Origin of the sequence: Planktothrix agardhii (assembly GCF_904830935.1) — a bacterium.
Classification (GTDB): Bacteria; Cyanobacteriota; Cyanobacteriia; order Cyanobacteriales; family Microcoleaceae; genus Planktothrix; species Planktothrix agardhii.
The window spans coordinates 4311587-4325065 of the sequence record NZ_LR882952.1 but is presented as its reverse complement, the minus strand read 5'-3'; the positions used below and the strand labels follow the sequence as shown (position 1 = coordinate 4325065).

Below are 13479 nucleotides of genomic sequence, written 5' to 3'. Positions count from 1 at the left end.
ATAGCAGAGGAAGTAGGTAAGTACCTAAACAAAATTAATTACACATCCTCCACCCTGTTCCCTCCCCCCCTAGCCCCCCGTGCACGGGGAGTTTGGGGGGGCTGTTCCGGTGTTCCCTCTCTCAACTAGGTAATTTATTTTGTGTAACTACTTAGTGTGTCCTCGCTTCTGATGCTTAATTACGCCCACCTACTTATTGTCTAAGAAACCAGATTTCTAAACTTTACACTTTCACCCCATTGGCAAACTTGATTTTCAAATAATCATCTTCCATTTTTGCCCCAGAAGGTTGCAACATAGCTAAAGCTTGGGGTAAAACTAAATTCCGGCGATGATTACCAATTCTAATATTGAGTTCGTCTCCGGTTTTATTTAATTGAACCTGCTCTTTAGGAATTCCTGGTAAATACAATTCTAGCGTATATTCATTATTGTCTACCACCACGCGAAGTGTATTTTCCTTATAGTAAACCTGACTAGGATCTTCATCTTTATATAGCACTTCTTTTAATCTTTCTAAGGCTTTAAACCCACACAACTCCTCAGAAAATAACGGCACTTCCTTAACAGGTAAGGGTCTAAAGTTATCATGAATTTCTTGACGATATTGTTTCTGATTTTCTTTCCATTTTTGGAAAAATGGATCAGTCACTTCTTCAGGAATAATCCGATTTGCGATCACTAAATCCGTAGAAACATTATACAAACTTAAATAGGCATGGGCGCGTAAAGATTCTTTAATTACCATTTTTTCCGGGTTGGTAACTAAACGTACCGAGGTTTGCATATTATCGGTTAAAACCTTTTCTAAAGCTTCAATTTTTTCATAAAATTCATAAGGTGCATCCATAACTTCTTTATCAGGTAAAGAAAACCCGGTCAAAGGTCTAAAAATCGGTTCAAATAGAGGACGCAACGCCACCGACATTCCTTGTAACGGTTTATAAAATTTTCTCATATACCAACCCCCCACTTCAGGTAAACTTAACAGTCTTAACGCTGTTCCCGTTGGGGCTGAATCAATAATTAAAACTTCAAAATCTTTTTCATCATAATGGCGTTTCATCCGCACCAGACCGAAAATTTCGTCCATGCCGGGTAAGATGGCCAGTTCTTCCGCTTGAACTCCATCAAGTCCTTGCGCCTGTAATACCTGACTAATATAGCGTTTCACCGCCCCCCAGTTGCCTTCAAGTTCCATCAGGGCATCTAATTCTGCCCCCCACAGGTTAGGTCGGACGAGACGGGGTTCGTGTCCCAAAGGCATATCAAAGCTATCAGCGAGGGAGTGGGCGGGGTCGGTACTCAATACCAGGGTTTTATGCCCCAACTCCGCACAGCGTAAGCCTGTTGCCGCCGCAACGGAGGTTTTACCCACGCCACCTTTACCCGTCATTAAAATTACGCGCATACCGTTTAAACTTAAAATTTGTTTACATTATTTAATGTTAGCGGGTTTTTAGTCAGAATAACTGTTTCACCACATCCCAGCGCGAACAGTCCCAATAGTCGATATGGCTTTCAATTAGGTTATGGGCGTTGAGCTTGAGTTCACTCCGTCCTGGGATAGAAATTCTGGGTTTCCAGGGTAGGGGAGTTGTCCAACTGAGTGTCCACCGGGTTTCTATTAAATTATCAGTTTGAGTAATATTGTGTAAATCCAGTTGAATGTCTAAAAACCAAGTTTTCATAAACCCAATCATTTGTTGATAACGTTTTAACCCGTTAAATTGATTCATGGGGTCTTTAAAATAAACGTTATCGGCATAAATATGATAGCTTTGGTGATCAGGAAATTGTTGATAATCTTGTTTAATAATCTCGATAATATCCATAATCTTATTATATAAGTAATAATTTTAGTATAACATGATTGTTCAATCCCTTTATTCTAGGTTCTAACCATTCCCTAACAGTTAACCGTGATTCAACTCCAAGTTCCTAGTCTAAGTTCACCCCCTGATTTTGATCATCAGTTTCTCGCTGAAGTAGATTTACTGCGCTTGTTAGCAAGTCAGAAATTAGACAGTTCACAAAAACGGAACATGGGGCAATTTTTAACACCGTCTGCTGTGGCAGAATTAATGGCAGGAATGTTTGAAAATTGGCAGAAACCAGAAATTTGTCTTCTGGATGCCGGGGCAGGGATAGGTTCATTATCGGCTGCATTTGTTGATACTATTTGTCAACTCCAAAAACGTCCTTTAAAGTTAAGAATTATTGCCTATGAAATTGAAACATTTTTCTTAAACTATCTGCAACAAACTTTAAATCGATGTGCGAAAGAATGTGAAAAAGCCAATATTGCCTTGAATTATGAAATTCGCCCGACTGATTTTATTGAGGCAGCAGTCAATCAACTTCAGCCTAACTTATTTGATCAGAGTGAAAATATTGCCTTTACTCACGCCATTTTAAATCCACCTTATTTTAAAATTAATGCTAACTCAAAAAATCGGATGTTATTACGTTCTATCGGATTAGAAACCAGTAATATTTATCCGGGGTTTATTGCCTCAGCAATGCAATTATTAGTTCCCGATGGAGAACTTGTTGCCATTATACCTAGAAGTTTTTGTAATGGGTTATATTTTCGAGATTTTCGTAGAATGTTCTTAGAGCAAATGGCATTATCTCAAGTGCATCTTTTTGAATCTCGACAGGAAGCATTCCGGGATGATGAAGTCCTACAAGAAACAATAATTATCCACGCGATTAAACAAACTGAAAAAAAATCTACTGTTCTGATTAATAGTAGCGATAGTGCAGAGGATGACTTGATTTTGTCCCATAGCTTGCCTTATCAGGAAATTGTAAATCCCCGGGATACAGAACAATTTATTAGAATTTTACCTAATATATTGAGTCAACAAATTGTACAACAGATGGACTGTTTTCCATGTACTTTAAAAGATTTGGGAATAAGTGTTTCAACGGGACGAGTTGTAGATTTTCGAGCCAAGGAATATTTAAGACCTTTACTAAAAGAGGGGAATATACCCCTAATTTATCCAGTGCATTTTTCATGGGGATATATTAAATATCCAACGGTAACAAAGAAGCCTCAATCTTTAGTTAAAACCGAAGAAACAGCTAATCTATTAGTTCCTAATGAACATTATGTTTTGATAAAGCGGTTTTCTTCTAAAGAGGAAAAAAAGCGAGTGGTTGCTGCGGTTTATGATGCCAATACTATTAATACTAAATGGGTAGGTTTTGAAAATCACCTTAACTATTTTCATCAAAACGGACAAGGATTATCCTTGACCCTAGCACGGGGACTAGCAATTTACTTAAATTCAAGTCTTGTCGATTCATTTTTCCGGCTGTTTAATGGAAATACTCAAGTGAATGCAACTGACTTCAGAAATTTGAATTATCCTAAATTAGAACAGTTATTATGGTTAGGGGAACAGATTAATAATTTGTTTCCTTCTCAAGAAAATATTGATACACTAATTCAGAAAGAATTATTGAATATGACAGATTTTACAGAAAATAATCCGATTTTAATCAAATCCAGAATTGATCAAGCTTTAAATATCCTTGAACAACTGGAATTTCCCAAAGCACAACGGAATGAACGGTCAGCATTAACATTACTGGCTTTACTAAATCTTAAACCTAATGATAAATGGGAGTCTGCTGCATCTCCCTTAATGGGAATTACACCCATGATGGAATTTATGGCACAATATTATGGTAAAAATTATAAACCAAATACGAGAGAAACTGTCCGTCGCCAAACCATTCACCAATTTTTAGATGCTGCTTTAATTGTTGCCAACCCTGATGAATCTAATCGTCCAATTAATAGTCCTAAAACCGTTTATCAAATTGAAGAAAGTGCTTTAGAATTATTACGAAGTTATGGAAATCCAGAATGGAAAAAAATGATTAAAACTTACCTTGCTTCTATTCAATCTTTGAAAGATCGTTATGCCACAGAACGAGAAATGTCTCGGATTCCTATTCTTATTGAAGGAGAAATCAAAACACTTTCACCGGGTGGTCAAAATGTTTTAATTGAAAAAATTATTACTGAATTTGCACCTCGATTTACACCAGGAGGAAGGTTGATTTATGTAGGAGATACCGATGAAAAATTCGCTCACTTTGATAAATCTATATTCGCCAATTTAGGGATTACTATTGATTATCATGGTAAAATGCCAGATGTGATCATTCATTTTACAGCCAATAATTGGTTGATTTTAATTGAAGCTGTTACTTCTCATGGCCCTATTAATCCCAAACGAAAGAAAGAGCTTGAAACGTTGTTTAAAAGTTCAAAAATTCCTTTAGTGATGGTGACAGCATTTCTGAGTCGGAAAGCAATGGTCGGATATTTGACAGAAATTGCTTGGGAGGCTGATGTTTGGGTGGCCGAAGATGTTACCCATTTAATTCATTTTAATGGTCAACATCTTTTACAATTATATCAATCTCAGCTTCCTCTAATTTAAAGTAATAATTAGAACTCTTGCAAATTGGGGAGTATCAGCCTCAAAATTTTCCGATTTAATAATCTCGATAATATCCATAATTGCTATATTATTATTTATAGCGAGCGAAGACGCCCGCACTGCAAGAATTGTATGATTTCGGGATAGAGAATTTAGCTCCTGAACAGCTTAACCATCAACCGTCACCCGACAACCAATATCTCGACGATAGTAAAGTCCTTCAAAATTGATATAGTTAACCGCTTTATAGGTTTGGGTGATAGCTTCTTGGAAGGTAGACCCAACGGCCGTAACCCCTAAAACTCGTCCGCCATCAGTAAGAATTTGGCCGTCTTGTAGTTGGGTTCCCGCATGGAATATTATAGCCCCCGATGCTTCTGCATCTTCTATTCCAGTGATAACTTTGCCTTTTTGATAGGAACCGGGATAACCCCCAGAAGCTAATACCACACACACAGAAACCCCCGATTTCCATATTAAAGAAACCTGTTCTAAGCGCTGTTCACAACAGGCGAGTAAGACTTCTTCCAAGGGAGTTTCTAACAGGGCGAGAACCGTTTGGGTTTCAGGGTCGCCAAACCGACAGTTAAATTCTAATACCTGAATTTCACCTTCCGGGGAAATCATCAACCCGGCATAAACCACCCCCCGATAATCAATTCCCCGTTGACGCAGGGTGGCTAAAGTGGGTTCTAAGACCGACTGTTGCACGCGAGACAGCAGTTCCGGGGGGAGATGGGGTGTGGGAGCATAGGCCCCCATCCCCCCCGTGTTGGGGCCAGTATCCCCCTCTCCGACCTGTTTATGGTCTTGGGCTGGAACTAATGGCCGAATAGTTAACCCGTCGGTTAGGGCGAGTACGGATACTTCCTGTCCGGTTAAGAATTCCTCCACCACCACCCGCAGGTTATCCTGGCCAAATTCCCCGGCGAAAATAGTATCAATGGCTTCATGGGCCATTTCCACGGTGGTCGCAACGGTGACACCCTTTCCGGCGGCTAACCCATCGGCTTTGACTACAATAGGGGTGGTTTGAATATAGGCTTTAGCGCTGGCTGCATCGGTAAAAACAGCCGCCTTAGCCGTGGGAATTCCAGCGTCTTCCATGAAGGCTTTTGACCAGGCTTTACTGGCTTCGAGTTGCGCCCCGGCTTGGTTGGGGCCGAATACCTTAATATTGTGTTGTTGTAAATAGTCGGTAATTCCCAAAGCAAGGGGTAATTCTGGCCCGACTACAACCAGGGAAATATCCTGATTTTGAACTAAGTTTTTTATCCTTTCAAAATCTTCTACGGAAATCGGATAATTTTCACAGCCTTTGAGGGTAGCTGTCCCGCCATTTCCCGGGGTACAAAACACTTTTTCAACCTGGGGCGACTGGAGTAATGTCCAGGCGATGGCGTGTTCCCGTCCCCCATTTCCAACTACTAGAATTTTCACGGTTTTTTGTTCTCAAATTGATTAGCAGTTTTTGATTGTACAATTGTGGCGGTTGTTTTTACATCGGTTGAGGATTGCTATAGATTGAAATTGGCTATCTATAATTTAGTATATTTTTAAAATTAATTTGCTTCTGAGTGGCTGTGTAAGTTTTGATTGGTAGAGCATCGTCTTACTCTTTGATTTCATTAGTTATTTGTACTTTCTATAACTCTTAAAATTTTGATCGTTAAATTTAAACCACATTGTTGAGGGAGGTTTTCAAATCTATCTTTAAATATTTGAATCAGTTCTTCTTTATTAGTCGCTTCTAATAGATTTCCAGAATAAGAATCTGAAATGAGTTTGCGTATTTGCTCAGAGCTTTTATTTTCATAAGCTTTCTTAAATCTCTGAAAAAACGCTAAAGTCTCGCCACTAATCCCATCAGGATTGCTGCCTCTGTTTGCCAGCCAATAAATATCTTTGGCTACTTTAACGAAATCATAAATATCCATATTTTTGCTTGTTAGATAGGTGGTGTGGAAGTTAGAGTTTGCTTTGTGAGTATTATACCATGCTCTGTGTTACAGCGATTTTCAGATGGATGAAGTATAAAAAACCCGGTTTTCTTGAGGCTCTGCCTCTAATTAATAGCAAGCCCTAAGACAAATTGAAGAAGCGATCGCATTTGCTCAACAATTATTATAATAACTCACCTTTGTTAAAATAGAAAATCAGGGTTTCTTTACTAAAATTTAAAATTGAGCAATTATCCATTTTTATTAAAACAAACAATCTTCACCCCTATTTTCTACATTGAATCTAGTAAACTTCAAACCTTCTACTATCATAATAAAAAGTTAAAAAAGTTTCCTGATTAACTAATATCCCTAAAATGATATCTAAAGTTTCCCTAAAGTAAGGACTTCCAGAAGCATCTTCATTAGTAACAATGGGTTCATCTAAAACTGCAATCACAATAGAGGGTTGATTTTTATAAGGTAACTCTCTATTTTTAAGATTTTCTTTCCACTTTACCAGTTGTCCAACTTGAAAGTAATTTTTCTGGATAAAACGACTATAAACAGTTTGAAGTTGGCTAACATATTCCTCTCCATAAGTTTCCTCCTCTCCTAAATCTTCCATAATTCCTTGAGCATTAGAGTTTTCATTTTGGAGTAGCTTCAAAAGATCCACTACCATTTCCTGTTTAATTTCTTGTTGTTCACTCATTGAGATTATTATTTAATTCTTAATACATAATTATTTACTAAAGTATGATTATCATACTTTTTAAGTATATCATAGCTGGAGCTAAAATTGTGAAAAAATTGATCAAATTTATATTTATTATCCGAATCTCGCAGAATATCGGAATTTTCTAAAAGTTTTGATTCTAACATTTTGCTAACTTTTTCCAAGCTCTTTTTTTGACGGATTGTAATTTGATCTTGATGAATTAACCTATCTACTACATAGAAAGATTTTAGAGGTGATAAATTCCAACTTGCAGGAACAACCTCCAGCAGCCACCAATCAAATAAATCTCGTCTTCCCTCCGAACCCGGAAAAATTGCATAACCTTCTAAACAATCCTCTAAAATTTCTAGTAAGGCTTCTTTGGCTTGGTCATAATCAAAAACACGAATTGCATTCTGAAAGACATCTATTGCTTCATAAATAATCTGAAAACTAACAACTTCTGGATAAGGCAAAGACTCATAGTGTTCTATAACTTTATTGTACCAATCATTAATTAAATTATTTTTATGTTTTTTATCAATTGTGTTACTCTTGTAAAAATTGACTATCCATAACTCCAAAGAAGTTATAATATCTTTTGTTAAAAAATCCTTGGGATAGTAGTATTCTAATGTAGGTTCTACTGCCAAAGTTAAAATTAATGTCATCCAGAGATAACGAAGATGGCAGATTGTAGAATTACCAACTTTAAACCCTTCTAATACTTTATTTACAACATCAGAAAGTGGAACTGTAATATTAGCTTCAGGCTCATAAAGATCTCGATAATGTTCTTGTTTGATTTGAGCCAGTAAAGATTGAAAATCATCAGTCATAGGATTGATGAAAGAGGTTTTGATCTGATGATTGAATTGGCTTGATTTCATGAATATTCTTCCTTTAATGCTCAGGGTGGATAGGGTAATTCCCAGAAAAGTTGAACCGTGATATTAGGAAACTTATCCTCAAATTGATTTATAATAGACTTGCAACTTTCACAGGGTTGAAGTTCAGTGTAAAGATAGAGATTTCCTGATATTTTTAGATCAAAAAGCATTTCCAGTGTTTCTGCAATGATAGATAAAACTTTGTATTCAGCATCGGTATTCATTAAACGTTGAGTACGAGAATCAATTTTCGGTTCAAATTGTCCTCCTTTTGACTTGGGTTTAGGTATCGAAATAGGACGCTCTTTTGATGTAGCTCCAGCACCAAAGGATACACCATTTTGGAGATGTAGTTCAGCAACAGCAACATTTCCTTTACGAATCGGTTTTTTAATGTATGTTTCTCGAATGTACCTCGCATCTTTTTGTAACTGCTCCTTATTCAGACGACTAACTCCTTATAGAACCTTTTTTGTGTTCTTATTAGTTAATCATATTAGGATTCATAATAGATGGCTCTGACTATGGATTACAACTTTTATTGACGAATAACACCACCGATATATTAAAATTATAGTTCATTCTGCCAATTCCTGAACCCATGCTTTGCGACTACCTAGTACAAATTCTCACCGCCCGTGTTTATGATGTTGCCCAAGAAACACCCCTAGAATCCGCTCCCAACCTCTCCGCCCGCTTGAATAATAAACTACTCTTGAAACGAGAAGATATGCAGTCTGTTTTCTCCTTTAAATTGCGGGGAGCTTATAATAAAATGGCTCATCTTTCCCCCAATTTATTAAAGAAAGGAGTGATAGCAGCATCGGCGGGAAATCATGCCCAAGGTGTGGCTTTAGGGGCATCTAAATTAGGCACAAAAGCAATAATTGTTATGCCTGTAACCACCCCCCAAGTTAAAGTTAATGCCGTCAAAGCAAGAGGCGGTGAAGTAATATTATATGGAGATACTTTTGATGAAGCTTGCGCCTATGCTCGTCAACTAGAAACCGAAAAAGGATTAACCTTTATTCACCCTTTTGATGACCCCTATGTAATTGCTGGACAGGGTACAATTGGGATGGAAATTTTACGACAATATCAACAACCAATTCATGCTATTTTTGTTGCTATTGGTGGGGGGGGATTAATCTCAGGAATTGCCGCTTATATTAAAAGATTACGCCCAGAAATTAAAATTATTGGAGTTGAACCCGTGGATGCGGATGCGATGTCACAATCTTTAAAAGCCGGACATCGGGTTAAATTATCACAGGTGGGATTATTTGCTGATGGGGTAGCGGTGCGAGAAGTGGGGGAAGAAACCTTTCGTTTATGTCAAGAATATGTGGATGAAATTATATTAGTAGATACGGATGATACTTGTGCCGCCATTAAAGATGTTTTTGAAGATACCCGTTCAATTTTAGAGCCTGCGGGAGCCTTAGCAATAGCAGGAGCTAAAGCTTATGTTGAAAGAGAAAAAATTCAAGGAGAAACACTAATTGCTATTGCTTGTGGGGCAAATATGAATTTTGACCGCCTGCGATTTGTAGCAGAAAGAGCCGAATTTGGAGAACGCCGAGAGGCAATTTTTGCGGTTACTATTCCCGAAGAACCTGGTAGTTTGCGGAAGTTTTGTGAATGTATTGGTAAACGCAATTTAACGGAATTTAACTATCGCATTGCTGATGAAAAAGAAGCTCATATTTTTGTCGGAATGCAGATTAAAAATCGGGAAGATGCGGCACAAATAATCGAATATTTTCAGGAAAATGGATTTAAAACTATTGATTTAACCGATGATGAACTAACTAAATTACATCTGCGCCACATGGTCGGGGGACGGTCTACTTTAGCCCATCATGAATTACTCTATCGCTTTGAATTTCCCGAACGTCCGGGGGCGTTAATGAAGTTTGTTTGTTCCATGAGTCCTAACTGGAATATTAGTTTATTTCACTATCGGAATAATGGCTCAGATTATGGCAGAATTGTGGCAGGAATACAGGTTCCTCCCGAAGAAATGGGAGAATGGCAAGCTTTTTTAGATACTTTAGGTTATCGCTATTGGGATGAGAATAAAAACCCAGCCTATAAACTATTTTTATCCTAAAAATTAACATCGTAGGGGCGGGTTCCGAATTAATCTTTGATACCCTCAAAAAATCTACCAAAACCCGCCCTATCTATTCCCCCCTGTTCCCTGTTCCCTGTTCCCTAAACTAATTAAGGTTCAATAAAATGTGCCCAAACTGAACCATCTGGCCCAGCAACTTGATTCATATAACCGGAGGAATAAATAATCCGCCGACCCTCAGTATTAGAATATCCAGTATAGGCATCTCCCCAAGGATCATTAACAATATATCCTTGACTATTATAGCCAATAACTGTTATAATATGACCCGATGGAGTCGTATCCACACCAATTACAACCGGACGACGATTAATCAATTCATTTTTCAAATCTGACCAATATCGAGTGGTGCTAAAACTGGTTTTAAATCCATAGGCCCGAATTAAAGCCGACAAAACATTATGATCAGTTTGAGACCCAGTTCCGGCATAATTAAAACACCATTGTAATAATTCATCTTCCAATTGTCCGCCCCATTTCGAGCGCACACCATGATAATACATCACCATGGCAATAGATGTAACATTACAAGTAGACCAATAAAAACGGGGATTATCTCGTTGAGAAAAGTAAGGTACATTTAATTCAACTTGAGGCGGTAGGGGGTTAAAAACTCGTCCTCCCCGCTTGAATTGAACATACTGAGGAAATATATAACCCGTATTCCCAAAATTAGGCAATTCTTCCAACAGAGAAACCTTAATATGGTTATTTTCTAAACCATAACTTTTTACACCATAAACCCGTCCCAAAGGTAAACTTGTGCGGTCAAATTCTTTTAATTGACTAGAATCAATTGGCTGTTTTTTCAAAACGGTCTTTTCTAAAACAGTTAAGGTAATCGCATCAGGATCATAAGCAATTTGTTGACCCTCTCGAATTAATTTAACGTGCTGCCAATAGACATAACCCACTGTCCCAAAATTAGGAATTGATTGGGCTAAAGTGACTCGAAAATGTCCCTTAATTGAAGCATAACCCTTAATAGCAAGGGTTTGCCCTAATAATAATTGTTCAAATTGTCGAGGTTCTAAATCAGAAGAATCAACAGGTTGAGCTTTGATTTTTGTGGTTTCTGTCACCAACATTTGAGCATTAATATCGGTATCGGGAACTTCCTCAATATCAAACCGAAACACTTCCGATCCTTTTTTCAATCTCAAATGATTGGTATAAATATAACCAAAATTTCCCACCGGAGGAATCGCATTATCTAAGACGATTTTTAGATGACCGTCAACCAAACCATATTTTAAGACTTTGAAGGTTTGACCTGCCTTAATTGCTACTTTTTGCTGTTGATTTAAAGACGCTGAATCAAAGGGAACAATTTTAAATAAGGTATCTTCAAGTATGTCTAAAGTTAAGGATTCTCCGACGGTCATGGCATTTTCACTGACCGTAATATTAATCACTTGACTGGCGGTAACATTCCCCTGTGAGTCAATGGCTTTTAACCGTAACCACCGATATCCCGCATCACTAAATCCTTGATTAACTTGAGTTTCCCATGTGCTTTTTTGCCAATCTAAATCAATATTAAAAGCATATCGATCTTCTGCAAATAAAGTAATTTCTGCGGTGGTTTTAGGATCAAAAGTTCCCCTCAAAACAATAGGTGCATTCACTAAAAATTCCGTTGACCCTTGATAGGTTAAAGTCTTATTAGGAGTTAAGGGAATATTTCCCTGACTCAAGGTAATAAAATCAGGATATAAATATCCAGTATTGCCAAAATTGGGAAAGTTTTCGGTTAAAGTTACTTTAATATGACCGGATTCGGACGTATAACTTTGGATACCATAAATCATTCCAGCCTTCAGGGTGATTTTTTCGGAGGAGTCTAAATAAGCTGAATCAATCGGACGTTTTTTTAAAGGTGTGGTATTAATAATCATGCAGGTAATTGCATTATTATTAAAGGCAATTTCTTGAGTATTTTCTAAGATTTTAACGTGATGGCGATAGAGATATCCTGATTGACCAAAGCCGGGAAATTGTTGATTAAGGGTGACGCGAAAATGATCGGCAACACAGGCATATCCAATAATAGTATAAGCACTGCCTTGAGGCATTTCAATAAATTGATCCGATGCTAACTGAGATAAATCATCGGGTTTCATTTTTAAAGGAGTGATTTGTGTCACCCATAATAATTGATTCCCCGGACTATGTTCGGGTAGTTGATTTTGATTAAACCATAATAGTTTTGACCCTTTTGTAACTAAAATATGGGGTTGATAGACATAGACAAATTTTCCTAAATTGGGTAAGGGTTTATTTAGTTCGAGTTTAAGATGATCATTAACTAATTCTATGGTATCTACAACTAAACTTTCCCCTAATTTTAGGGATTGTTTTTGTTGATCATTTAATTGAGATGAATCAATGGGTTGAATTTTTAATAACGTATCTTGTTGGGGAATAAGAGTATAGGCAGATCGGGTATTAATTCCTTCTTGATTGACCATTAAATCAATCACTAAGTCAGCAATTACATTATTATTATCATCTCTGCCCTGGAGTCTTAACCATCGTTTTCCGGCGGTATTAAATCCATTTTCCAGACTCACAGACCAAATTCCAGCTTTGGCATTAAAATCAACGGTCAAAACATATTTATCTTCTGCAATAACCGCAACAGTTTCATGTTTTTGCGGGTCATAAGTTCCGACTAAAACAACAGGTTGATCAATCAGAATATCTTTTGAGCCGAGATAAGTCACCATGTTTACAACTCCCTGATCTAATTGAATAAATAGGTTAAACTTAGTAAGAAAACCGCCCCAGAACATTCTATGGGCGGCAGATTCAGAAATACGGATAATTTTGACTACAATTAACCACCCACAAGCGCTAAAATATCTTGGGCGTGGGTTGCAGTATTAACTGCTGCATCAACGTGAATAATTTTACCTTCGCCATCAATAACGTAAGTAACCCGTTTAGCATAGCCACCGCCATCTACATCATAAGCTTTTGTAATGGCTCCGTCAGTATCAGCTAATAAAGGGAAGGGTAAACTATATTTTTCTGTGAATTGTTGGTGGGAAGATTCATCATCTATACTCACCCCTAAAACCACAATATCTTTGCCTTGATATTCTGTATAGTTATCGCGGAAACTACAGGCTTCTTTGGTGCAACCGGGGGTATCATCTTTAGGATAGAAATACAGGACAACGGTTTTACGTGCAAAGTCAGATAGAGAAACGGTATTCCCATTGGTATCTTTGACGGTAAAGCTAGGGGCATCTGTCCCAACAGATAAAGGCATTGTTATTTTGTCCTTCTTAATTAGAGTGAATTTGATATTGACTGTTTT

General features: G+C 37.5%; 11 protein-coding genes. 2 read left to right on the top strand and 9 right to left on the bottom strand.

The features are described from left to right. Positions 1 to 223: 223 nt before the first annotated feature. On the bottom strand, positions 224 to 1411 hold the full coding sequence (locus NMG88_RS19925; RefSeq protein ID WP_026785837.1) for a TRC40/GET3/ArsA family transport-energizing ATPase: 1188 nt from the start codon (positions 1409 to 1411) through the stop codon (positions 224 to 226). Positions 1412 to 1463: 52 nt separating this feature from the next. Further along, complete coding sequence (locus NMG88_RS19920) at positions 1464 to 1835, bottom strand: C6orf136 family protein (protein ID WP_042156053.1); 372 nt, start codon at positions 1833 to 1835, stop codon at positions 1464 to 1466. Between the two features lie 87 nt (positions 1836 to 1922). Here NMG88_RS19920 and NMG88_RS19915 point away from each other — a divergent pair, with 87 nt between their 5' ends. Next, the gene (locus NMG88_RS19915) at positions 1923 to 4466 is read left to right on the top strand and encodes a BsuBI/PstI family type II restriction endonuclease (protein ID WP_254035731.1); all 2544 of its coding nucleotides are present in this window, start codon (positions 1923 to 1925) and stop codon (positions 4464 to 4466) included. Positions 4467 to 4634: 168 nt separating this feature from the next. Here NMG88_RS19915 and purD read toward each other — a convergent pair whose 3' ends face one another. The 5 genes from purD to NMG88_RS22770 all read right to left on the bottom strand — a co-directional run bounded on the left by purD (position 4635) and on the right by NMG88_RS22770 (position 8241). Then, on the bottom strand, positions 4635 to 5906 hold the full coding sequence (purD, locus tag NMG88_RS19910) for a phosphoribosylamine--glycine ligase (protein ID WP_254034269.1): 1272 nt from the start codon (positions 5904 to 5906) through the stop codon (positions 4635 to 4637). Positions 5907 to 6094: 188 nt separating this feature from the next. Beyond that, positions 6095 to 6403: a hypothetical protein gene (locus NMG88_RS19905; RefSeq protein WP_042156058.1), complete on the bottom strand. Its 309-nt coding sequence runs from the start codon at positions 6401 to 6403 to the stop codon at positions 6095 to 6097. Positions 6404 to 6710: 307 nt separating this feature from the next. Next, positions 6711 to 7121: a hypothetical protein gene (locus NMG88_RS19900; RefSeq protein WP_042156060.1), complete on the bottom strand. Its 411-nt coding sequence runs from the start codon at positions 7119 to 7121 to the stop codon at positions 6711 to 6713. A gap of 8 nt (positions 7122 to 7129) precedes the next feature. Next, positions 7130 to 8017, bottom strand: a complete 888-nt coding sequence (locus tag NMG88_RS19895) for a hypothetical protein (RefSeq protein WP_042156062.1) — start codon at positions 8015 to 8017, stop codon at positions 7130 to 7132. A gap of 20 nt (positions 8018 to 8037) precedes the next feature. Continuing rightward, the gene (locus NMG88_RS22770) at positions 8038 to 8241 is read right to left on the bottom strand and encodes a deaminase domain-containing protein (RefSeq protein ID WP_227351174.1); all 204 of its coding nucleotides are present in this window, start codon (positions 8239 to 8241) and stop codon (positions 8038 to 8040) included. A 377-nt stretch (positions 8242 to 8618) separates the two neighbouring features. Between NMG88_RS22770 and ilvA the strand changes: the two genes are divergently transcribed. Further along, positions 8619 to 10130 (top strand): threonine ammonia-lyase, biosynthetic, encoded by a 1512-nt coding sequence (ilvA, locus tag NMG88_RS19885; RefSeq protein WP_254035730.1) that lies wholly within the window; start codon positions 8619 to 8621, stop codon positions 10128 to 10130. A gap of 113 nt (positions 10131 to 10243) precedes the next feature. Here ilvA and NMG88_RS19880 read toward each other — a convergent pair whose 3' ends face one another. Together NMG88_RS19880 and NMG88_RS19875 are read right to left on the bottom strand one after the other, a co-directional pair. Next, a complete protein-coding gene (locus NMG88_RS19880; protein WP_042157821.1) occupies positions 10244 to 12883 on the bottom strand; it encodes a C39 family peptidase in 2640 nt (879 codons plus the stop codon). 110 nt (positions 12884 to 12993) lie between these two features. Continuing rightward, on the bottom strand, positions 12994 to 13431 hold the full coding sequence (locus NMG88_RS19875; RefSeq protein ID WP_042156068.1) for a peroxiredoxin: 438 nt from the start codon (positions 13429 to 13431) through the stop codon (positions 12994 to 12996). Positions 13432 to 13479: the final 48 nt, after the last annotated feature.